The 22,764-nt window shown below is 33.7% G+C and carries 19 protein-coding genes and 4 pseudogenes; 17 read left to right on the top strand and 6 right to left on the bottom strand.

What is annotated here, in order from left to right:
* Positions 1 to 262: 262 nt before the first annotated feature.
* Positions 263 to 421: a hypothetical protein gene (locus BWGOE10_RS32865; RefSeq protein ID WP_002158183.1), complete on the bottom strand. Its 159-nt coding sequence runs from the start codon at positions 419 to 421 to the stop codon at positions 263 to 265.
* A gap of 260 nt (positions 422 to 681) precedes the next feature.
* Positions 682 to 1,038, bottom strand: a complete 357-nt coding sequence (locus BWGOE10_RS12490) for a DNA translocase FtsK 4TM domain-containing protein (RefSeq protein ID WP_100246333.1) — start codon at positions 1,036 to 1,038, stop codon at positions 682 to 684.
* Positions 1,039 to 1,185: 147 nt separating this feature from the next.
* Here BWGOE10_RS12490 and BWGOE10_RS12485 point away from each other — a divergent pair.
* The 5 genes and pseudogenes from BWGOE10_RS12485 to BWGOE10_RS12465 form a co-directional block, all read left to right on the top strand.
* Positions 1,186 to 1,578: pseudogene (locus BWGOE10_RS12485) on the top strand (IS4 family transposase); the annotation flags it as partial.
* 288 nt (positions 1,579 to 1,866) lie between these two features.
* On the top strand, positions 1,867 to 2,523 hold the full coding sequence (locus BWGOE10_RS12480; RefSeq protein ID WP_070142662.1) for a PIG-L deacetylase family protein: 657 nt from the start codon (positions 1,867 to 1,869) through the stop codon (positions 2,521 to 2,523).
* Positions 2,520 to 3,824, top strand: coding sequence for a glycosyltransferase family 4 protein (locus BWGOE10_RS12475; RefSeq protein WP_070142664.1), 1,305 nt, complete (start codon positions 2,520 to 2,522; stop codon positions 3,822 to 3,824). Before BWGOE10_RS12480 ends, BWGOE10_RS12475 begins: the two co-directional genes overlap by 4 nt.
* A gap of 15 nt (positions 3,825 to 3,839) precedes the next feature.
* On the top strand, positions 3,840 to 5,006 hold the full coding sequence (locus BWGOE10_RS12470) for a carbamoyl-phosphate synthase (protein ID WP_070142666.1): 1,167 nt from the start codon (positions 3,840 to 3,842) through the stop codon (positions 5,004 to 5,006).
* Positions 5,007 to 5,011: 5 nt separating this feature from the next.
* Complete coding sequence (locus tag BWGOE10_RS12465) at positions 5,012 to 6,079, top strand: phosphotransferase (RefSeq protein WP_070142885.1); 1,068 nt, start codon at positions 5,012 to 5,014, stop codon at positions 6,077 to 6,079.
* 1,114 nt (positions 6,080 to 7,193) lie between these two features.
* Here the strand turns inward: BWGOE10_RS12465 and BWGOE10_RS12450 are convergent.
* Complete coding sequence (locus tag BWGOE10_RS12450; RefSeq protein ID WP_098786667.1) at positions 7,194 to 8,096, bottom strand: LysR family transcriptional regulator; 903 nt, start codon at positions 8,094 to 8,096, stop codon at positions 7,194 to 7,196.
* A gap of 258 nt (positions 8,097 to 8,354) precedes the next feature.
* Between BWGOE10_RS12450 and BWGOE10_RS12445 the strand changes: the two genes are divergently transcribed.
* The 9 genes and pseudogenes from BWGOE10_RS12445 to BWGOE10_RS33390 all read left to right on the top strand — a co-directional run.
* Positions 8,355 to 9,044, top strand: coding sequence for an MOSC domain-containing protein (locus BWGOE10_RS12445; protein WP_070142674.1), 690 nt, complete (start codon positions 8,355 to 8,357; stop codon positions 9,042 to 9,044).
* 256 nt (positions 9,045 to 9,300) lie between these two features.
* Complete coding sequence (locus tag BWGOE10_RS12440) at positions 9,301 to 10,185, top strand: GNAT family N-acetyltransferase (RefSeq protein ID WP_070142675.1); 885 nt, start codon at positions 9,301 to 9,303, stop codon at positions 10,183 to 10,185.
* A 345-nt stretch (positions 10,186 to 10,530) separates the two neighbouring features.
* Positions 10,531 to 12,285, top strand: coding sequence for an ABC transporter ATP-binding protein (locus BWGOE10_RS12435; RefSeq protein WP_070142677.1), 1,755 nt, complete (start codon positions 10,531 to 10,533; stop codon positions 12,283 to 12,285).
* The gene (locus BWGOE10_RS12430; protein ID WP_070142679.1) at positions 12,278 to 14,074 is read left to right on the top strand and encodes an ABC transporter ATP-binding protein; all 1,797 of its coding nucleotides are present in this window, start codon (positions 12,278 to 12,280) and stop codon (positions 14,072 to 14,074) included. Before BWGOE10_RS12435 ends, BWGOE10_RS12430 begins: the two co-directional genes overlap by 8 nt.
* 1,101 nt (positions 14,075 to 15,175) lie before the next feature.
* Positions 15,176 to 15,577: pseudogene (locus BWGOE10_RS33395) on the top strand (hypothetical protein).
* A complete protein-coding gene (locus BWGOE10_RS12420) occupies positions 15,570 to 16,253 on the top strand; it encodes a sigma-70 family RNA polymerase sigma factor (protein WP_070142681.1) in 684 nt (227 codons plus the stop codon). The pseudogene BWGOE10_RS33395 and the gene BWGOE10_RS12420 overlap by 8 nt, the downstream one beginning before the upstream one ends.
* Before the next feature lie 638 nt (positions 16,254 to 16,891).
* Complete coding sequence (locus tag BWGOE10_RS12410; protein WP_070142684.1) at positions 16,892 to 17,092, top strand: DUF3947 family protein; 201 nt, start codon at positions 16,892 to 16,894, stop codon at positions 17,090 to 17,092.
* A 440-nt stretch (positions 17,093 to 17,532) separates the two neighbouring features.
* Positions 17,533 to 17,655, top strand: coding sequence for a hypothetical protein (locus BWGOE10_RS33710; protein ID WP_257209089.1), 123 nt, complete (start codon positions 17,533 to 17,535; stop codon positions 17,653 to 17,655).
* A gap of 281 nt (positions 17,656 to 17,936) precedes the next feature.
* Positions 17,937 to 18,349, top strand: a pseudogene (locus tag BWGOE10_RS33390) (cell division protein FtsK); the annotation flags it as partial.
* A gap of 598 nt (positions 18,350 to 18,947) precedes the next feature.
* On the opposite strand, the pseudogene BWGOE10_RS34015 reads toward BWGOE10_RS33390, so the two are convergent.
* Positions 18,948 to 19,046, bottom strand: a pseudogene (locus BWGOE10_RS34015) (exosporium protein D); the annotation flags it as partial.
* A 282-nt stretch (positions 19,047 to 19,328) separates the two neighbouring features.
* On the bottom strand, positions 19,329 to 19,913 hold the full coding sequence (locus BWGOE10_RS12400) for a LysE family translocator (protein ID WP_070142686.1): 585 nt from the start codon (positions 19,911 to 19,913) through the stop codon (positions 19,329 to 19,331).
* A 113-nt stretch (positions 19,914 to 20,026) separates the two neighbouring features.
* Between BWGOE10_RS12400 and BWGOE10_RS12395 the strand changes: the two genes are divergently transcribed.
* On the top strand, positions 20,027 to 20,584 hold the full coding sequence (locus BWGOE10_RS12395; protein WP_070142688.1) for a helix-turn-helix domain-containing protein: 558 nt from the start codon (positions 20,027 to 20,029) through the stop codon (positions 20,582 to 20,584).
* A gap of 306 nt (positions 20,585 to 20,890) precedes the next feature.
* Positions 20,891 to 21,433: a DUF4183 domain-containing protein gene (locus BWGOE10_RS12390; RefSeq protein ID WP_070142690.1), complete on the top strand. Its 543-nt coding sequence runs from the start codon at positions 20,891 to 20,893 to the stop codon at positions 21,431 to 21,433.
* A 51-nt stretch (positions 21,434 to 21,484) separates the two neighbouring features.
* Here BWGOE10_RS12390 and BWGOE10_RS12385 read toward each other — a convergent pair whose 3' ends face one another.
* The gene (locus BWGOE10_RS12385; protein WP_070142693.1) at positions 21,485 to 21,775 is read right to left on the bottom strand and encodes a DUF4183 domain-containing protein; all 291 of its coding nucleotides are present in this window, start codon (positions 21,773 to 21,775) and stop codon (positions 21,485 to 21,487) included.
* A 434-nt stretch (positions 21,776 to 22,209) separates the two neighbouring features.
* Here BWGOE10_RS12385 and BWGOE10_RS12380 point away from each other — a divergent pair.
* The coding region (locus BWGOE10_RS12380) for a collagen-like repeat preface domain-containing protein (RefSeq protein ID WP_131798964.1) at positions 22,210 to 22,764 on the top strand (555 nt) is incomplete at its 3' end.

Here is a 22,764-nt window from a genome sequence, read left to right as displayed (position 1 = left end):
GGGCAGTACCCCTATCGTCATCAAGCTAATAAAGGCAAATACTCCCAAAACAAGGAAAATGGCATATAAGGTTCTATATTTCATGTTGCAAGCAAAGTAAAAGAACCCTACACAAAGCCGGATTCTCTTACAAATGTATTCGTTTACAAAAGGCTTTACTAAAGGAATTGAGTCTGAACCACTCAATTCCTTTTTGTCTTAAACTTAATTACAAATTGAAATTTTGAAGCAGAAGAATAAAAGAACCACTCAAGGTGTTTTCTTAATCTCGCATTGCTCCTGCCTCTCGGGAAGTCATTGCCCCTTGTCCTTCACTTACATCTTTTTGAATTTCTTGTTTTACTTTGTTTGCATCAGTTCCAACAAAATCAGGTTTCAAAATAGAACCCGAATTTTCTTTAGCTTTGTTATGATTCAGCATACAAGTCCTCCTCAATTTCTTGTTTAACAATCTTATTATTTACAAAATTCATTTGGTATATCCCGAGTAGTTGAGCGAATTTTACGTAAAGTGAAAGGGATTTAAATTGTATAAGTGGTTTCTTATTTTAGGAATAGCCATTAGTCGGATTTTATAACTTTTCGCTTACATTTTTGATAACATTTTCAATAGATTGGCACATATAAACTGAAAAGCCCCTCCGGTACTTCTGAAGGGACACATTAATATATTCATTGTTATCAGCTATTTATGGTTCTATTTGGTGAGAGTCTCCCTGAATATACATACATACATATACTCAACAGTGACAACATAATACCCACAACGAAAGTCATAGGATTATCTTCTTTTTCCTTGTCAAAAGTAAAGAAAGTTACTATACAAAAAATAATTGTGAATATGGGGATGATTACAAATGCGTAACCGAATATAAATGAAACTCCACCCATAACCATCCCTATTAGTCCATATGGATTTTGGGTTGGAATTTTTTCTATAAGTTCCCTCTCATAATCAGATATGCCTTCATAATCATCTTCTTTCCATTTGTTCTTTAGTTTATTAAGAAAAATGATTATTTTTTTGAAAAACTTCATGGTTTACACTCCTAGAGATTACATGAACGCTACGGTTTATTAAGTTTTCTCCTCTTTATTTTAACAGTAGGTACATTTGCTTTTTCTAAATAAAAACTATTCATTAGTCTAAACCATTACATAAGTAAAGTAGAAAAATAAGAATAGAAGATTGAAATTTTGTTTAAAACGTGGAAGTCATTTTTTGAAATTGATGAATGTAAAAATATTAAAAGAGAACGCCTAGAGTGGCATTTATATGGACAACTCATCGGCATTTTCCTCTGTTCTTCTACGATGTTTCAAATGCGACAGTTTCTGCTTGAAAAGAAAAAGCAGGAACTGAGTGAATACAAAGCGATTTATATGATTAAAGATTACTTTCCTTTACTGTTTCAAGCGATAGCCGCTGGCACAGAAGAACTTTTAAAAATTCTGCATCGTCTTTATCTGCTGCTCAAAAAGAATGGTCGTAAATGTCATCGGTATAAGAAGATGACCGTCTTTGATATTCTAGGGATTGTGTCCAAAACGACGGTGAAGCATAGACAAGCTGCCTAGCGAAAAAATCACGTTTTAATAGGCTTCTTTAGCATGCCTACTTTTCTATCAATTACTAGTGTTAAAACAAGGATCGTTTCATATCTAGTAATTTACTCGGTTAGCTTGATGGGCATGGGGTAGTACCCCTTATATCATAAAAGTGTTGGGGGAGTAAAGAAGTTAGGGCGGAGATAGACTGGCAAGGGTATGAAAAGATGGCAAACAATGAAGCGGTATATCCGCTAATGCCAGTTTCTTTTTGTCGCACCATTCATACATTAGTTCGTATAGGGAGGGATAAGAGTTATGAGAGAGTGTGTTTTAGTTATTGGTGCTCACCCCGATGATGAGTTATTAGGATCTGGAGGGACTTTAAAAAGATTAGTGGAAAATGGCCATCGAGTTATTTCAATAATTATTGCTTCAGGAAGAAAGGAGGAAGCGGATCGGATACATCAACTAAGCAGGCAAGCAAATAACGAAATTGGTATTGAAGAAGTGATATTCCTCAATCATGCTAATTTAGAATTGGAATTAATTCCGTTGCATCAATTAACGAAAGAATTAGAAAAATTAATACAGAACTATAAACCAAGTAAAATTTTCACCCACCATTATGGAGATGTCAACATTGATCATCTAATTACCTTTCAAGCGGTTTTGACCGCAACGCGACCTCTACCTAAACGAAAACCGATAGAATTAATTACGTTTGAAACGGTTTCCTCTAGTGAGTGGAATGTCTATACAAATGATAAAGTTTTCAAACCTAATTATTTTGTTAATATTACAGATCAAATGGATTCAAAGATTGCGGCGCTCAAACATTATGATGTAGAAATGAGAGATTTTCCTCATCCTCGTTCGTATGAAGGCGTTCAGCATTTAGGAAGGGTTAGGGGCATGACGATTGGCGTACCATACGCTGAAGCGTTCGAAGTGATAAGGAGGATTTGGCAATGAGAAAGGAGAGTATGTTTCCGTATTCCTATTTAATCGAAGCGATAGATAAATATTTTGGAATGCATTCACCTTCATCATCCAAAAACAAAAATGAAACGAGAGAACGATATGTAAGTGCAAAGCCAAAGGTGACTTCAAAGAAAAGAAGACTTTCTATATTAATTGCTACGTTTTGGGATTATCCTCATACGGGGGGGTTATCTAATTATATTACAGCACTTAGTGAAGGTTTAAAAAAATTGGGCCATAAAGTCGATATTATATCTCCTAATCAATTTCTTACGAGCGAAGTAAAAAACATGCGTAAAAAGGTTGTTCCAGAATTGAGAAATTTCTTTTATGCACGTTATGGAAGCTATAATACCACGATTGTGAGAAATTGCAGACATATGTATATCTACGAAATGATGCTGCTTAAAAATATCAAATTAAAAAAATATGATGTTTTTCATGCGCAAGATTTGTTTACAGCCAATATATTGGGAAGAATCAATCGACTTTATAGGAAACCTTTGCTATTTACACCCCATGGGATGTTTACTTTTAACCGGGTGAAATTTGGTATATTTGAAAAAGATTCACTAGAAGAAGCCTATTATAAAACAATAGAAAGTAAAGCTATTGAATGTGCCGATCATCTTATTATTCTCAGTGATTCATTTCGTCAACCGTTAATGCAACTGGGGGCAAAGCAAGAGAAAATGACAACTGTGCTTACGGGTATTGATTATCCTGAGAAGTATGATGTAAAAAATACATTGGCACAGAAAAAAATCGTTATTACATGTGTAGCAAGATTAGGACCAAGAAAAGGTCATAAATTATTATTTGATGCACTTTCACAGATGGAAAGGAAATATACTGAAAACATTAAGGTGCTTATTGCCGGAGATGGCGAGATGAGAGATGCGTTAGAAAAGCAAGTTGCTTCTTTGAATCTTTCCATGGTGGAGTTTTTAGGGGAAAGAGATGATGTACCAAACATTTTAAGTAAAACCGATATTTTTGTACTTCCAACTCTAAATGATAGTCTGCCTATTTCTATTATTGAGGCCATGCATAGTGGAGCTTGTGTCATTTCGACAACATCGGGAGGAATACCTGAATTAGTGCATCACGAGGAAACAGGTATTCTAGTAGATGTAGGAGATGTAAATAAACTAAAACACGCATTAAAGCTTGTTATTGAAAACCAGCAATATCGGGAGCAGTTAGGTGAAAATGCAAGAAACTTCGCTAAAAAATATTTAACTAGAGAGACAATGGTAGCTCATATCGAAAAAATCTACAAAGATATTTAAGTGAGGAAGGATTCTATGTATCATGAACACAGTGCAGTTGTACTGGACTTAAGTGCCAATGGAGTTGGAATTATTAGAAGTTTAGCGAGAAAAGGAATTAAAGTTTATGCGTTTGATGTAGAGGGGCCTTATAAGATAGGGAGATCACGCCTTGCTTCATGCGGAGTATGTCCAAGTCCTTTATCGGAAGAAAAGGAATTATTAACTTTTTTAATCCACTTGGCTAAAGAATTAAAATTGAAACCAGTTTTGTATACAGGTGCGGATGATTATGTGGTATTTATTTCAAAATATCGAGCGGAGCTGTCTAACTACTATTTATTTTTGTTTCCTGAGCATTCATTAATTGAAACAATACTAGATAAACATAAAATGTATGAACTGGCTGTGAAGCATAATATTCCATGCCCGAAAACATATGTGATTGAACATAAAGGACAGTTAGAAGAAGCAATTTTGAACCTCGGTTTTCCATGTATATTAAAGCCGACTTTGGGCCATAAGTTTCGAAAAAAAATAAATAAAAAGGCTATATTTATAAAAAATCCAGATCAACTAAGAAATGAGTATGAATTGTACCGACAGCATGGAAAGCTCATCGCTCAGGAAATCATTCCTGGAGACAATCAGCATTTTTATAAAGTGGCTACTTTTTATGACGACAATATGGAGCTATTAGCATTATTTTCTTTGCAAAAGAACCATCAATTTCCAGCTGACTTTGGAACAGGAGCTCATATTGTTAGTAAACAGATTCCAGAACTAGTGGATGTATGTTTACCTCTTTTTAAAAAAATACAACTTAAAGGTATTGGCATGGCAGAGTTTAAAAAGGACCCGCGAGATAATGTTTATAAGTTTATTGAAATCAACCCCCGTTTTTGGTTAACCCATAGCTTAACAGAATCTGCAGGCATCGATTTTGTTTATATGTATTATTTATATTTAACCAAGCAAAACCCAGCGCCAAGACTTAAACAAAGAGACGGTATCAAATGGATTTATCTTGTGCGGTATTATTTAACGTTCCGTGACAAGAAAAAAAGAGCTGAAATGACATGGCAAGATTTTTATGAAGGCTTGCGAGGAAAAAAAGAGTTCGCTCTTTTTGCGTGGGACGATCCGATGCCATTTATTAGAAGCGCATGGTCTCATTTGAGGAATGCATGGAAACGAAAATGAAAGGAATGAAATCATTGTATGAAGCAAAAGAATTATCCTATTATTTAAAGAAGTCTAGAATTTCAGAGAAAATCTCTTATTCAATGGGTCAAAGGGTATCAATAGATTTTGCTAACATTGAATGCCTGAAATCAACAACAAGAACTAGTATCTACAAATTATTTCTTCAAAGAAAAATGAAAAAATATCCCATTATTTTAAAAGTATATAATTCAACAAGCTACAGAAATGAAGTAGAGATTCAAGTATATCAAAGAGCGTATCCTATATTGAAAGAGTTTCTTCCTCAAATATATTATGTTGAAAAAAAAGGAACTGAGACCTGGATATTCATGGAGTTTGTCCAGCAAGTACGCGGCCAGATTACTTTCTCCCCAAAACATTTAGAACATATTATCCCCACTGTTGCCAAACTTCACGCACACACATTTGAAGACAATTTGAAAAAATATAAAAATATTTGGAATGAATGGCTCCCCATTTATGAATCAAGCAAAATGAGAAGTGGTCGATCTAAATACATTGGAAGAACGATTACTTTCCTCGATGATGCGGTGAAAGACGATAGGTTAAGTGAGACCATTAAACCCTATCATAAATCGCTAATAAAACTGTGTCAGAAGGGACCGGATTTTTTTCCAGAACTATTTGAAAACGGTTCATCTATAACACATGGAGACCTTCATATGCAAAATATATGTAGTAATAATGTGACACTAGATGCTCCATGGAATATTCAGTTTATCGATTGGGAGTCTATTAAATACGGACCCGTCTGGTTTGATATGGTTGTTTTAGTTGAAATATTAATAGGCTTTAGAAAAGATTGGCAGAGCAATGCAGAAGAGATTCGCACACATTGTGTGAATTTATATACAAAGCAAATGCAGAAGTATGGGATTGAATTTAAAACAGCTCCAATTGATCTTTATAAAATGGCGTATTTACAGAGAACATTAGAAAAGGGACTGCATACTCAGTTACGAAGAATATTCAATAACCGTTCTGGTTGCGAATTATTAACATATCATCTAGAAAAAGTTTCAATTTGGGGAGAAGAATTAGGTTTATAGAGGATAAATCTTCCTTGTATCATTAGAAGAGTTAGGATGTGATACTTCTGATTGCAATAAAGGAAGAGTGAAATAAATATATCAAATATAGAACTGCAATTTGGATTTGGCAGGAGGCACATCTATAGATTTGGAAAAAGCTGTTTATAAAAGGACGAATTTGAAATGATAATGGGCTATAGAGCTCTAATCCCTTATAATAAATTAAAAAATTACCGTAGGGAATCTTTTCCGATGGTAATTTTTTTCGATGGCTCATATTGCAAAGGAAAATTTTTTAGGTGCTTTTAATTTATTAATCGATACGTATCCGTAGATAAGAGCAATGATAATAGATTTGTATTTTAATAGAAATAGTAAATATAAAGTGAATGATCCAATTATTTATATCAAACCTCATGTTCGTCCAATTAGTAATAACTAATCATAGACAACTAATTCAATCCCTATTAAATGACTTAGACTCCGATACAGCACATGAGTCAACATTAAAGACTGATATAGGAGTTATCATCATTGATGAGGCCCATGAATTTCAAGAAGCATTTATGAAAATAATCGAAAGAAAGGTTAACATTCCTCAATTAAAATCAATAACTAATACGATTAAAAGAAAAATGAAAAATAGAAAAACTCAGTGCAATAGCTATTAAATTGGATACATACATTAAAAAAGAACACCCAGATATAGATAAAGGTAAACCTTCAAGAGGTCGAGACGAAGGCGATCCTTTAGGATGTGCCCATTATGATTGCGAATGGGATACTGGTGATCTTTTTGGAGAAGTCAAATATGTTTATAATAAAACTGATGAATCATTGGTGTAGGAATAACTGGCGCTATCACATATCATAACTCAAAAAAAGTCTTAAAATTACAGAAGAATTAGGACAAAAAAATCTTAAGTCTTTAGAACAAAAAAGATATATAGATGCGATAAGTGCAGAGATAGACATAAATTATCGCTGATATGTCGCTTGATAAAACGATAATAATTAAGCACTTATATATTATAAAAAAACCACAAAATGTAATGTTTTATTTCATTATGAAAAGAGATTATTCTACTAGGTCGTTGTGATATGACTTCATAGGACAATCTCTTTTGTTCATTTAGTTTTGTAAAGAATGTACTGTTATTTTTAGTTGCTCAATAAATTTCCGGGTAGCAGCGCACATATACTTATCTTTTCTATAAATAAGTCCTATATCTATTGTTGGAGTGGGGTTTTCAATTTTAATAGCTTGTATGTGCTCACTTTGCAAAAATTCTATATACGGTTTTGGTAACACGGTAATCCCCATACCTTGTGCGACCATTTGAATTAAAGATTCCATCGTACTAATTTCTAAAATTGGTTTTGGTGTAAAGTTGAATTTTTGACAATGAGATGTAATTAGTTCGGTTAAAAAGAAATTTTTAGGTGAAAGAATTAAAGGGTAGTTCTGTAATTCAGCAATAGATACATGATCACGTTCAGTTAATCGATGACCGGTTGGCACGACTAATGTAAGTTCACTTTTGTATAGAGGGGTAGAAATAATCTCTTTATCTTGCACCGGGAGAAATGTAATGCCAATATCTAGTTCGTTTTGTAATAATTTTTCAAGAATTTCTCCTGTACGAAGTCCCAACACAGAAAGTTCGATATTTGGATATTGCTTATTGAAATCTAATATAGCTGGTGGTAGTAAATAATTTATTACGGTTAACAAAGATCCTATTGTTAAGGAGCCGTGCTGTAGTCCGTTTAAATCTTGAATGGCAGAACGAGCTTGTTCGACTTCATGAAAAATTGTTTTACCGTGTGATAATAAAATTCTTCCTGCTTTAGTTAAAGATATTTTTTTACCAATTCGATCGAAAAGCGGCATTCCTACTTCATGTTCTAATGCACGTATTTGTTGACTTAGTGAAGGTTGTGAAATGTTTAATTTCTCAGCTGCTTTTGTAAAATGTAACTCTTTCGAAACAGCTAAAAAATATTCTAGTTGTCGTAATTCGATTGGAATCACCTCAAATTCAATCATAGGATATACCTATCATTATTATATAAATAATTGAATTGAACAATGGTTTTATGAGATTTATAATCACTTTATCAGAAATAGATTGATTATAAAAATTAGATGAGGTGAAGCAGAATTGTTGAAATCGAACGTATTAAAAGGAAATTATTCACAAGTACTTCAAAAAAGGTATGAGGCGGTTTACCGATAGGAATATATCATTTAACGCCTTTATATGTAAAATAAGCAAGAGGAGCGATAAGGATGAATAAAGAATATGAGATACTATCTCTAAACATAGGATTGCCAAAAGAGGTTATATATGGAGGAAAGTTAATTCAAACAGGCATAAATAAAGTTGAAACAAAGGAGCCTATATATTTAACGTTTGCAAAATTTAAAGGTGATGGCCAAGCGGATTTAGTTCATCATGGTGGAGTGGATAAAGCAGTTTGTGTGTATTCGGGAGAACATTATGGATATTGGGAGAAAGAATTGAGTCAAGACCTTGTATATGGAGCCTTCGGAGAAAATATAACAGTTAGCGGTATGCACGAAGAGGATGTTTGTATTGGTGATACGTTTCAACTTGGAGAAGCGATAGTACAAGTGACGCAGCCAAGACAGCCTTGTTTTAAACTAGCTAAGAAATACAATATTCCCAAGTTACCACTATATTTTCAAGAAACAGGATATACAGGGTTTTATTTTCGTGTATTAAAAGAAGGGTGGGTATCACCAGTCGATACGTTAAAACGGCTGGAGCCTGATTCGAAAGGTGTTACAGTAGCGTTTGCTAATCGTATCATGCATAAGGAAAAACTAAATATTGAAGGGTTAAAAAGAATTTTAGAAGTAAATGCACTTTCTACTAGTTGGAGAAAGACATTTGGAAAGCGTATGAGCGGAGAAGAAATTAATACGAAGGAGAGGCTTGAAGGAACGAAAGAATAAAATTTTTTTTTATAAATGGTGCATTTCTATTAGTAAAAGCTAATTAGAAAGCACTATTTTTATATAATAAACTTATTAATATTCAGAAATTCTAATATTAGTTTATTTGACTTATTTTCTGAAAGTCAAAACATAAAATAAATTAGACTATTCTTTTAAGTTTTATGATAGTATATTGATTTGTAAGGCCTATTATTTTAAGAGTAGGTCATATAAGTATATCTAATTTAATGGAATTGACGTATGGAGGGACAACATGGGGAATGTTGAAAAAATTGTAAATTTTCTAATAGAAGAACCGAAAAGAGAGCAGTTATTTCCTTTATTTGAAGAAGTGTTTGGGATTACAAGTCAAACATTGAAAGATTTTTCGGAGAAAGGATATTGGGATTATACATATAAAGCTTTATCATTTTTACAAGAAGATAAAGTGATTGCAAATGTTGCAGCATTTTCACTACCATTGCTAATCAATGGTGAAAAAATTAATGCAGTGGGTATTCAATCAGTAATGACACATCCTAATTTTCGTAGACAAGGACTCATGACTCAATTAACGAGTAAAATGATAGAAGAAATCGATAAGCAGTGTGAATGTACGTTATTGTTTACTGAAACTCCTGAACTATATACATCATTTGGATTTAAAATTGTGCAGGAATATTTGATGACTATACCATACGATAAAAATAATAATAAAGATTCTCTACTTAGAAAATTAGATTACTATAATGAAGAAAATAGACAGATAATACATGAAACGATCGATAGTAGCCAAAGGCTATCAAATAAATTTTCAACATTAAACTTCCAGTCTTCATTTTATTTAAATATGTATGACACGGAATGGAATGAGAAACTGTATTATTCAGAGAAACTAGATGCTCTGATCGTTTATGAAGTGGACAATGAAAAGTTGAAAGTATTTGGAGTATTTGCACCGGTACTTCCAGTGTTAGATGAAATATGTGCGGAAATCACGGAAAGCTTTACAGAAATTGAATTTTATTTTTCTCCAGATCAATTAGGGATTGAGGATGTACAGTTTACAGAATTACAGTCTAATAAGTATTTAATGGTTCGAAGTAATAAAGAGATAGATTTTAAAGGTTATAAATTCCCGGTATTAACGGAGTTTTAAATGTTCAAATAGACGCTTTTGATGGAGGATATAGGTAAAAGTCTTATTAAAATAGATTTTTACATGTGAAACCCATCTGGAAATAATGGATTCGAGACTGAATTTTACAACTGAACAAATATAGATGAAAAACCGTATTCTTTCTATTAAGAATGCGGTTTTTGTATTTACGTAAGATAAAGCACATTTATTGACCGGAAAGTCATTAATGCTTATCATTTAATAATGTTAAATATTAATTTACATAATATATTAGAAGTAATGAAGAAATTCTAGACTAAATCGCTTAAGTAAGGAGGGATATGAATTATTCAATGGTAATTTCATAAAAAAAGGAGATTATGTATGAAATCATTTCGCAAGTTGTTACAGTATTTAAAACCATACATGTTCTTCGCTATTATTGGGCCGCTATTTATGGTACTTGAGGTTGCGATGGACTTAATTCAACCGACAATAATGCAACATATTATTGATGTTGGAATTGCAAATCGGGATTTGAATTATGTAATGAAAATGGGGTTTCTTATGATAGGGGCAGCAGCGATCGGTTTAGTTGGAGGACTTGGTTGTATGATGTATTCTACAAAAGCTGCTGTTAATTTCGCTACAGACATACGAAAAGATGTGTTTGCGAAAATAGAAACATTTTCTAGCAAAAATCGTGATTCATTTGGAACAGGTAAATTATTAACAATCGTTACAAATGATATTTCATCTATTCAATCGGCAATGACGATGACGTTACGTGTACTTGTCCGTGGACCGTTATTATTTATTGGAAGTATCATTATAGTCTTTGTAACAGCGAGAGACCTATTTCCAATTTTACTTGTTGTCGTACCCGTTTTATTAGTTGCAATTGTATGGATTGCAGGTCAAGCGAGCGGTTCATTTAAACGAGTACAAGAAGCATTAGATAAAGTAAACACAAAGCTACAAGAAAATTTATCCGGTGTACGTGTTATAAAAGCATATGTAAGACAAAAATATGAAATCGCACAGTTTGAGAAAGTTAATACAAGTTTAACTGAAATAAATATTCGTGCAATACAAATTATTTCATTGATGATGCCAATTATTATGCTAGTTGTAAATGGCGGGATTGTAGCAACTTTATGGATTGGTGGCGAGAAAGTTTTTAACGGTACACTCCAAGTAGGGGCCATTTTAGCTTTTATTAACTATTTAAATATCATTTTAATGTCACTTATGTCTATTAGTATGGTATTTATTCAAATTGCCCGTGCTTTTCCATCAGCTAATCGTGTACAACAAGTCTTACATACTGAAGTTGATATTACAACTAAAGGCGACGTATATGAACCAAAACAAGTTGGTGGTAATGTAGAGTTTAAAAATGTTAGCTATAGTTATACGAAAAATAATGAATATGTTTTAAAAGATATTTCATTTACAGTACGTAAAGGTGAAAAAATAGGAATTATTGGATCTACTGGAAGTGGTAAATCTACATTGGCGAAACTATTGCCACGACTTTACGATGTTGATCAAGGTGAAATATGTATAGATGATGTTAATGTGAAAGCATACGATTTGCAAAAACTTCGTGCCTCAATTGGCTTCGTTCCACAAAAGGCACTTCTCTTTTCAGGCAGTATAGAAGAGAATTTACGTTATGGCAAAGAAGATGCCACTTATGATGAATTGGAATTAGCATCTTCATCTGCTTGTGCGACTGAGTTTATCAATAAGCTGGACGACTCTTATCAATATAACTTAACACAAGGTGCAACGAATCTATCTGGCGGCCAAAAACAACGTATATCTATTGCAAGAGCCCTAGTGAGAAAGCCATCTATTCTTATATTAGACGATTCTACATCGGCAGTTGATGCGAAGTCAGAAGCTGTAATACAAGAAGCGTTAAGGGCGAGATATAGTGGCACAACGACATTTTTAATTGCATCAAAAATATCTTCTATTATAGATGCTGATAAAATCCTCGTTTTGAATAACGGTGAATTAGTTGGAAATGGTACGCATGAGGCTTTATTGGCAACTTGTGAAGTGTATCAGGAAATTTATCTTTCCCAAGGTGGTAGCCTGCAGCAAGAAGGAGGGGAAGAGCGTGCGTAATTTTCAAGGACAATTTGGAAATAAGGGTGGACGTAACGATCCGAAAACGGGAAAAACAAAGAATACTAAAGGAACTATAATGCGAGTATGGAACTACATGGGGTATCAAAAAGCATCTCTTATGTTTGTTATTATTCTTGTATTTATTACGACATTACTAGGTTTACTTGGGCCATATTATATGGGGGTCATCATTGATGAATACATTGTACCGAAGGATTTAAGCGGGACAGCGAGAATGTGCATGCTGCTCATTGCAATATATGGGATAACCGTATTGTTAACATGGTTACAAACATTTGTAATGATTAATGTTGCATTAAAGACTATACAAAAAATAAGACAAGATATTTTTGAGAAAATCCAAACACTTTCTCTAAGATTCTTTGATGTACGTTCTCAAGGTGATTTAATGAGCCGTGTGACAAATGATATTGATAACTTAAATCAAGCTTTGACACAAAGTGTTGTACAAATTATTTCCTCAGCGTTAACATTTATAGGTGTAACAATTGCGATGTTTTCATTAGATTGGATTTTAGCGATTGTAACTTTAATTACAGTACCTATTATGTTTTTCGTTACAAAAAAACTAGTTGCTTATAGTGGTAAAAACTTTGCGAAGCGTCAAAAGGATTTAGGGGAATTAAATGGATTTATCGAGGAAGCTATTACAGGTGCAGACGTAACTACGTTATACGGAAAAGAAAAAGAAACCGTACATAACTTTAATGAAATTAACGAACAGCTAAGAATTTCAGCAACGAAGGCTGAAACGTTTTCAGCATTTATTTTTCCAAGTATGAACTTTATTAATAACTTAGGAATGGGGCTTGTAATTGGAACTGGATCGGTAATGGTATTAAACGGAATGACAACGGTAGGTGTCATTGCAGCTTTTATTAATTATTCTCGACAATTTTCAAGACCACTTAGTCAATTTGCAACTTTAATGAATACGATTCAAGCGGCAGTTGCTGGAGGAGAACGTGTTTTTGAAATTATGGATGAAGTACCAGAAATTCAAAATAAAAAAGATGCAGTACTTGTACAAAATTTACAAGGACATGTTAGGCTTGAGAAAGTTTCATTTGGATACGCACAGGACAACATGATTTTAAAAGATGTGAGTCTCGAGGCAAATCCTGGGGAGACCATCGCTTTAGTCGGTCCAACTGGATCAGGAAAAACAACAATTATTAATTTGTTAACTCGCTTTTATGACATTCAAAAAGGGCAAATTAACATTGATGAAAAAGATATAAAGGATTATGATATTAATTCTTTACGGAGTAAAATAGGGGTTGTTTTACAGGATACGTATTTATTTGCTGGGACGATTATGGATAATATTCGGTATGGGCGTTTGGATGCAAGTGATGAAGAAGTAATGGCCGCTGCTAAAGCTGCATCAGCACATTCTTTTATTAAGCATTTACCGAATCAATATGAAACAGAAATCGCTTCAGAAGGTTCGAATTTAAGTCAGGGACAAAAACAACTTCTTGCGATTGCACGAGCAATTTTAGCAGATGCAGATATATTAATTCTCGATGAAGCTACATCTAATATTGATACGAGAACAGAATTACAAATTCAAGCCGGATTAAACAATTTAATGAGAGGGCGAACGAGCTTTGTAATTGCTCATCGGCTGAAAACGATTGAAAAAGCAGATCAAATACTTGTAATAAAAGATGGAAGTATTTTAGAGAGAGGAAATCATGAAACTCTCATGGAAGATAGAGGGTTTTACTTTGATCTGTATACGAGTCAGTTTAAAATTTAACGGAAATATTGATGTAATACGGTTTCTCGTGGGAAGAGAAACCGTATTTTTTGTATTTGCAAACATTTTGCAAACATTGCTATCTGAATAATCTTTCACTAAATGTTTTAACAGTATCCTCTTGCATTCCCGGTAAAACATGTGAATAGCGATTTAAAGTTATGAAAATGTCCTTATGGCCCAATCGTTCACTTACAATATTTGGATGTACTCCTTGTTTTAAAAGAAGCGTTGCTTGGTACTAACAACTATATCGCAATCTATATATGCTTGACCAAGTCTTAATTTATCAGTGTTTATTTTTACTTTATGTTTTTGTAATGCTTCAATTGTCTTTTCATCAATTGAGATTAATCGTCTAGAGCTAGAAGTTTTTGTATCTAGTATCAATATATTATCCGGGTTTAAAGTTTGACTAATAGACATTGTGAGGTGGCTAAACAGCAAGAAGCTTCGTATGCAGAGCGTTGGGAAGCTTGGTTACAAAGGTTTGCGGAATTGGAAAAGGGGTGTAGTGTGAACAACAATGTTCGAGGTTACCAAAAAGGAAAATATGCAATATAAGTAAAAAAGGACAAGCAGTCGTACCTGCTGTCCTTTATAGGAGGAAAATTATTCTGGATTAGAACTACGAATAGCCAGAAAACGCGCTTATATCCAATGTTGTCAAAGATGTAATAATCCATGCAACAAGGAAGCTTAGTCGGAATTCAAAACACCAAAATGGCTTGCATTGGTAAACAGGCTCAAAAGTAGTATATGTAAAATGAAAATTCTCATACAAAAAGCAGACAATAATTTCGGTTGTCTGCCAGTGAGTCGAATGAGTTAGCTAATTGTGATAAATCGCTGTCCCATTACAAGAAGAGTGAAGCTGCTAGTTCAAACAGCTTGTAGGTAGTGTTTTCGATATCTTAAAAAATATACAGAGAAAGCAGATAGGTGAAGAACCTACCTGCTTATTACTGTAACAAAAGAAAGAAGTACTAGCCGTGGATTAAGCGGCTTGGAAGTAGTATGTATTGATTTTAAAAAATTATTCAAGGGGTGAAGAGGAGAATGGAATCGATAGTGAATAGTGTATGTGAAATAATTCGGTTAATGAGTGAAACGAAAGTAGAACGCATCCAAATCACATACGAAATTGGCGATATCATCGAATAGAAATGCAGACGTTGTTATTACAATCGTTCAGATAATGCTTGTTTTACTATTAGTGTTTGTAAAAACTGCCCGACTGGTCAAGAATTACGCCAGTTGGGTAGATACCTTGATACACAACCCGAAAGGAACGGTGGACCAAGAGTGAAATGACCGATTGAGTTAACACCTGAAACCTTCAGGAATTTGAATCAACAAGGAATTCCAGATAAGGATATCAGTATTATGTATGATCGTAGCTTTACGTATGTCGGGAAGCTCAAGAAGAAGTGGGAAAAAGAAGGGGAATGGACGGGTCCGACTGATATGAGAGAAATCAAAAGGAGTGGGGAGAATGCCTGAGGTTGTTGATGTGAAAGGGATGTCGGATGATGAGTTTGTGAAGAAATACAAAAATCTATTTTATAATTTCGTTTGGGGAAAATACAGTTCAAATGCGGAAGTGATAAAAAGTAACACGGGATTAGAACTAGATGATTTAATTCAATACGGCATGATCGGTTTACTGAAAGCGAGAAAGGGTTTTGATCTTACGTATGGATGTGAATTTTCTACCTATGCTATTTCAAAGATATTCGGCATAATTGCAGTGAACATTAGGGACGCTCAAAAGGTAAAGGTGCCACGTGATGTGTATTACTTAAAAGGGAAAATCATGAGACAGGGACTTACGGAAGAGAAACTAGAAGAAATTAGTAAGAAGCTAGATGTATCCATACAAGCAGTTGAAGAGGCTTTGCAGTATCAACAAATAACAAAATCATTAAATGAGGTGGCTCATTCATCAGGGAATGGCGATGATGATTTAACTATAGAACAAATGCTGGTTGATGAATGTTCAGTGGATAAAACAAAAGAAGTTGAGGATAAAATGTTGGTTAATTCCTTTGTGCAGACGTTACCAGATCGAGAAATGATTGTGTGGGATATGTACTCGCAAAATAAATCACAACAAGAAATAAGTATACGAGTTGGCGTTAGTCAACCGCATATGTTAGGTTTACAATCATACATTTGAGGACTATTCACTCGAACAGCTTCGTACCCGTCACAGTCGGTACCCTATTGTGACGGGTATCTGACTTATATTATTGAGGGAACGGGACGGAAGGATGCCACGGTATTGTTGCAGGAGTCCAGACGGACCTGCGCGCTTGCCCCAGCATTCGCGAGCTGCGTCACTGCATTCAAGATAGCAGATCTTCTGCCAGATTTGACGGCTGCGTTATAGTTCACGACTAGGGGACGAACTGGGTCCTGAGGGGGGAATCGATTGAGAATTGCTTGATGGTAGATTGTTCTTAACGTGACGTTCGCTGTCAACGTGATACCTTCTATAGTAATGCCAGTCAGCGTTGTCCCGTTAAATGAGGTGAGTTTGACTGTAAGCATGTAACGGTTTTGCATATTTATTTCTCCTTTATTATTAGACTCAATTTATTTTATGCTTGTCTAACAATTTAGTGTAGACACTTGCATCATAATAAGTTGAAAGATATATAAGATTATATTTTGATAAGGCGTGGGGATTAAAAGAAGGCAGTTGAACAAAAACGCTATTTGAATAAAAGCTGGTGGACTAGTTTTTAACACTCACTGAAATCAAGAATCATAACATACTTTGTAATAACTTATATGGAAGTGAGTTGAATAATAATGTTTTATTCATATTTTGATACCCGAGATAGAATGCGTCCGTATGGTACGGCGGGTATTACGTATAGCGGAGCACAAAGTACAATTCAAGCTGTTCAACAAGCGTTACAAGCACAGCAGCAAATGCAACAAATGCATCATATTACGCCATACGGAATTTCTTTTTCAACAATCCCATATGGCACTGTATACAATTTATAAAAATATGCGGGGGAATAAATTTGAGTATTTAAATAAGGGCGTAAATATAGAGCGTCCTTATAAGAAATGATTCGTGTCTGACGAATTAATATTCAATTAAATGTGTAATTAAGATTAATATAAAAATTTCATTTTGTATGTATTTGTATGTATTTGAAATACGAAAAGAGCACTTAATAAAGTGCTCTCATGACGAGATCATTCACTCAAAAGAAAGGAATACACCATATCATACGGAATTTTTCAAAATGTGCTTGGGTAAATTAATGAGTATTTGTAAAAAGCAGTTAGCGCAAGCTAACTGCTCATCTCCAAGGGGGATCCGAAGTTTAGTATTTAAAGTATTAACGGAATATTGGGTTTTATTCAAGTGAAGAGGAAAACCCAATAAAATAATCCATTCATAAGTAAGAAGATCGAACGGAGGGGAACCGTATCGTATGAATCAATTGTCATTTTTTGAAGATATCGATGAAAAGGAGATGCGAAGACGTGTGGTGAAGGTGCTTAAAAACTACAAAGCATTGTGCGTCTGGATGAAAAATCAAGAAGAACAGGCTTAAGCGGGGGGGGGCGTCGTTCTTTTTCCTAAAATGAAAGGTGACGATAAAAATCATGAGATACGTTTTAAACAAATTGAACGGAAATTAAAATATGCACTTGATAACGATCAGCGTCGGATATCTTTTTTAGGGATTATATAATATTATTTATAATTCAATATTGAAATATTTTAATATAATAATAATCAATTACAGAGAAGGCTCAAATATGGAAAATATAAAAATAGATTCAACAATTATGATTTTCGTAATAACGATATTAGGTTATGGAATGGCATGCAGGGGCTGTGCTCACACCTGCAAAAGGGTTACCGAGGGCTCATAATAAAATGTTGGAAGAGTGCCAATACATGCTTAGTTACATTGCGCGTGTTGGAGGGGTACTTGGGTTTCGTATTGTCTTCTGTGCGCAGTATCCTACAGGAGATACATTACCAAGGGTAGTAAAACAGATGGCGAATGCCAAACTTGGTTTCCGTTTACCGACTCGTACCGCATCAGAAGTTGTAATTGATCAGTCTGGATTAGAACATCTATCATCTATTTTAGGAAGGGAAATTTTACCGTACTGCAAGTGCCGTATATCAATGACAAGGTCATGTGGGAACATCTAAAAGAATATGAGGTGGAAAAACATGAACATCCAGAGTCACATGAAAATCAACCGTCAGATGGCGATACTTGCGACGATTAGAAAGCTGCAGTTTGCAAACGAACTTGCTAACACCTATACGAAATAGATATAAAATATCGCTGATATATCCTTGTTAAAAACGTGATATCCCAATAAAATAGCACAAAATTAAACTATTTTAAAATGCAAGTCTACAACTTTGACTTGTATACGAGTCAGTTTAAAATTTAACGGAAATATTGATGTGATGCGGTTTCTCGTGGAAAGAGAAACCGCTTTTTTGTATTTGCAAACATTACTATCCGAATTGTCTTTCGCCAAAGAAGCAGCTGCTTCTTTTTTTGAAGAGCTATTAGTATTTGTACGGTTTCTAGTAATAAGTTTTGGATTATACATTCAAAAATAGAAAAAATATATCCAGCCTTATTTAGCAATGAAGCTTAGTAAGAAGCGTGTGGATGTAAAAATCGTTATTGAATAAAAAATCAAAAGAGCACGCCTATAAACGTACTCTTAGAAAGGTAAGAATCTTATAAGTGGAGGGGATCTCCATATAATAACATATGCTTGTCTAGTTTAAATGTGTAAAATTTATAAACAAAAATGTTATTTTATTAAGTAACGAGAAATGATAGATAAGTAAATACATAAATTATCGGATGTTAGTTGTTTTAATGAAACAGTTCTCTTTTGTATTGAGAGAATATGAATAGTTTTTATAATACTTTTTACCATGTTTATAAAAATAATCAGCCATTCTTTAATCTCCTATCTTTTATTTGTCAATATATTGTATTTAATGAAAGTAAGAAATGTTTGTACAAGGTAGAAAAAAGTTCTATTTAGGAGAATAAGAGAAAAAACTTAAGATATACGTACTGTAGCGTTTGATTCAGTTAAACAAAATATAAGAATTGGATAGCTAATCTTATTGCTAGAAGACTCCCACCCAAAAATCCGGCTGAAGCGGAAGAAGTTAGGTGGGAGATGAACTTTCCGTAAAAGCCAATTTGGTGAAATCTAAAATTAAGAATTAGAACTAATTAATAACAATTGAAATAGCGCTAAACACTAATAAGACTGCCATAATAATGTTAAATATTCGGTTGTGTTTTAATAAAAGTTTTTGAAACATCGATCCGAATAGACACCAACTAAACGTACTCATTAAACCGACTATGCCTAAAAACAATGAAAAGAAAAGGTAACTAGAATATGAATGGTAGTAAGGGAGAATAAAAGTTGATACTACAGTCAGTCCGAATAAAATTCCCTTCGGGTTAACAAATTGAAGCATAATTCCTACTAAAAATAAGTTTTTATTACTTTTTTCATTTGTATCTGTATTGCCTTTACTAGTGAGTATTTTAAAAGCTAAATACAGCATATAAGCTACACCTAAAATTTTTAAAGGGAATTCAATTAATGGCAGAATATTTATAAGTACAATATTAAAGAAACTACATAATGAAGTGATAATAAAAAAACCGAAAGCCACACCTAGGCAAAATGTAATGCTTCTTTTTAATCCATATTGCTTGGCGTATGTCATAGCTAAAAAATTGTTAGGGCCTGGTGTGAAGCTACTAACAAAGACAAATAATAAAAAAGAAAATATAGGCATTTCAAAAACCCCCTCTTATTCGTGTGTTATAATGACCGAAAAGAACAATATAACGGGCGCTTTTTATTATACATAATGGTCGTTATATTGTATATGGTATAGGAGTGTTTTTTATGGAGGAAATTCAAATTATCCTTGCAAAAAATTTAAAAGCTATTCGTAAGAAAGAAAAACTGAGTTTGGAAAAGGTTTCACAATTAACAGGTGTGAGTAAAACAATGATTGGACAAATTGAAAGAGGGGAATCTAGTCCTACGATTACAACAATTTGGAAAATCGCTAATGGACTAAAGGTTTCCTTTACTTCTTTAATAAATAATCCACAACCAGATACGACTATAGTTTTACGGAATGATATCCAAATATTGTCTGAGGATAATGGGAGGTATAGAGTATTTCCTTCATTTTCGTTCCAAGAAAATAGACAGTTTGAAATTTATATGATTGAAATTGAAGAAAAGGGAAGTTTGAGCGCGGAAGCTCATAAAGAAGGAACGGAAGAATTTATAACAGTGTTTGATGGAGAATTAACAATTGAAGTAAATGGGTGTAAATATAATTTAAAAAGTGGTGATTCCATTAGATTTAAGGCGGATAGAACACATGTTTATTACAATTTAGGAGAAACATTAACAAGAGTGAGTATGACAATTTATTATCCTGTTTCTTAATATATTATGAAAAAGCTATCTATAATTAGATAGCTTTTTTCGTATAAAAAAGACACACAGTTGAGTGTCAAAGCAGTATTGCATATAGGATTGGAAAATGATTACCTTACGTATTGTGATGGAATAGCTAGGGGGAATTTCCTGCAAATTTAGATTAATGTTGATCCTGTAAGTTATGGAGTTGTTATATTAATTTGATAAGAAATATAATAACGTTCATTAACAGGAATTGTAAATGAAAATGCGTTTTTTAACATTTAAAAGAAATATACATTTAATAATTATTAAGTGAAAGGGGGGGGTAAATTGAAGAAATATAATGAAACATCAATTTTTGAAAATATTGGACCTACATTTCCACCACTTCCAGTTATTCGAATTCCAACAGGAGCAACCGGAGCAACCGGAATAACAGGAACAACCGGTGCAACAGGTGTAACCGGAACAACGGGAGAAACCGGAACAACGGGAGAAACGGGAGCAACAGGTGTAACCGGAGCAACCGGAGCAATCGGAATAACCGGAACAACTGGAACAACGGGAGAAACGGGAGCAACAGGAGCAACCGGAGAAACTGGTCCTATTGGTAATATACAAACATCAAATATACTATATTTTACTTTTTCAGATGGAGAAAAGCTTATTTATACAAATGCTGATGGAGTACCTGAATATGGTACAACACAAATTCTCTCTCCAGATGAGGTTTCATATATTAATTTGTTTATAAATGGGATTCTTCAGCCACAGCCTTTTTATGAGGTTTCTGCTGGTCAGTTGACATTATTAGATTCTGAGCCACCTTTACAAGGATCTTCAATTATTTTGCAGTTTATTACTATTAACTAAAAAAGACAGATTCTCATATTTGAGTAATCTGTCTGACTGAAAAAATAGATATTAAGTGATGATAAATTCAACTGTAATTGGAATTCCAGGATCTAATGCATCTCCACCTGGAATGGTAATTGCACCAGTAGGTCCCGTAGTGACAGTTGAGTTTACACTAGGTTGAAGTACTCCATTGACATAAAGATTGTAGTATGTGTAAGTGGGAAATGCTGTTGCAGTAGTACCAGAGTCGTTTAAGCATGCTGTAGCAGCGATTGAAAAAGCTACGCCAGTACCAGTACCAGCACCTAAAGTGGACGTGAATCTTCTTGATGCCATAAAAGGTTGAATGATGGGCATGTAATATTTCACCTCTATTTTGAATTTATGGGGCTAGTTAAGATGAAGCTTGTCCCATGTTTTATTTTATGATTTTTTTTTATAAGAGACGCGGCTACATACCTATATAACCAATATGATTTTTTGTATTTATTACGCCTCATTTGAATTGATTATTTTTGAGAATAAGATTATGTATTAAAAATAGAAACGTGGAATTTTGAAATGTGTTACTGAGTTTAGGTATATAATCTAAGCATTAAGTTTTTAGGGACATATAATTAATATGAGAGTCGTGAAGATAATTAAAACAGCGTTTTTTATTGTTTAATTATTAGTAGCGCTTTCTTTTCTAAGAGGAAATTATTACTCAAAGCTAATAAAATATAACTATATATTCAATAACTCTTAGAATAGAAAGGTACTCAGAAAATAAATAAGTAAGGAGGAAAAATATGAAACATAATGATTGTTCTGATAATAATCACTGTGATTCAATTATTATTACAGGTGGTTGTTGTGAGCCGAAGGTAGTTTGTCCTAGCAATTCACAATTAAATGAATTGATTAGTTTACTAAATGCTTTAATAATAGCTATACCAACGTTTTTTGCTACTCCAAATGCTGCAAATAAATTGATACTAATCAACTTGTTTAACCAACTCTTAGATTTACTAAATTTATTACTACCTACTACAGAAGGAGATTATTTAAAAAAGTTAGTTCAAAGTATTTTAAATGAATTACAATCTCCTAATCCAGACTTGGGGCAATTGTCTGTACTATTACAACAATTTTACAGCGCTCTTGCAGATTTCTTCTTCTCTATAAAGACTTGTTTTGCTCCATCAACTTTACAACTCTTATTAGACCTATTAACGACACTAATTAGTGTTACTCCAGGAACAGGAGCAACAGGAGCAACAGGAGCAACAGGAGCAACAGGAGCAATAGGAGCAACAGGAGCAACAGGAGCAACAGGAGCGACAGGAGTAGCAACAGGAACGACG

Origin of the sequence: Bacillus mycoides (assembly GCF_001757995.1) — a bacterium.
Lineage (GTDB): Bacteria > Bacillota > Bacilli > Bacillales > Bacillaceae_G > Bacillus_A > Bacillus_A mycoides_B.
The sequence above is the reverse complement of the archived record's forward strand: the minus strand, read 5'-3'. Positions and strand labels throughout refer to the sequence as shown.

Coding starts and splice junctions, on each gene's coding strand:
- BWGOE10_RS12490 (WP_100246333.1), bottom strand. CDS start 1,038: ATGAAGTTTTTCAAAAAAATAATCATTTTTCTTAATAAACTAAAGAAC.
- BWGOE10_RS12480 (WP_070142662.1), top strand. CDS start 1,867: ATGAGAGAGTGTGTTTTAGTTATTGGTGCTCACCCCGATGATGAGTTA.
- BWGOE10_RS12475 (WP_070142664.1), top strand. CDS start 2,520: ATGAGAAAGGAGAGTATGTTTCCGTATTCCTATTTAATCGAAGCGATA.
- BWGOE10_RS12435 (WP_070142677.1), top strand. CDS start 10,531: ATGAAATCATTTCGCAAGTTGTTACAGTATTTAAAACCATACATGTTC.
- BWGOE10_RS12385 (WP_070142693.1), bottom strand. CDS start 21,775: ATGCCCATCATTCAACCTTTTATGGCATCAAGAAGATTCACGTCCACT.
- BWGOE10_RS33710 (WP_257209089.1), top strand. CDS start 17,533: ATGAATCAATTGTCATTTTTTGAAGATATCGATGAAAAGGAGATGCGA.
- BWGOE10_RS12395 (WP_070142688.1), top strand. CDS start 20,027: ATGGAGGAAATTCAAATTATCCTTGCAAAAAATTTAAAAGCTATTCGT.
- BWGOE10_RS12420 (WP_070142681.1), top strand. CDS start 15,570: ATGCCTGAGGTTGTTGATGTGAAAGGGATGTCGGATGATGAGTTTGTG.
- BWGOE10_RS32865 (WP_002158183.1), bottom strand. CDS start 421: ATGCTGAATCATAACAAAGCTAAAGAAAATTCGGGTTCTATTTTGAAA.
- BWGOE10_RS12400 (WP_070142686.1), bottom strand. CDS start 19,913: ATGCCTATATTTTCTTTTTTATTATTTGTCTTTGTTAGTAGCTTCACA.
- BWGOE10_RS12445 (WP_070142674.1), top strand. CDS start 8,355: ATGAATAAAGAATATGAGATACTATCTCTAAACATAGGATTGCCAAAA.
- BWGOE10_RS12470 (WP_070142666.1), top strand. CDS start 3,840: ATGTATCATGAACACAGTGCAGTTGTACTGGACTTAAGTGCCAATGGA.
- BWGOE10_RS12440 (WP_070142675.1), top strand. CDS start 9,301: ATGGGGAATGTTGAAAAAATTGTAAATTTTCTAATAGAAGAACCGAAA.
- BWGOE10_RS12465 (WP_070142885.1), top strand. CDS start 5,012: ATGAAATCATTGTATGAAGCAAAAGAATTATCCTATTATTTAAAGAAG.
- BWGOE10_RS12410 (WP_070142684.1), top strand. CDS start 16,892: ATGTTTTATTCATATTTTGATACCCGAGATAGAATGCGTCCGTATGGT.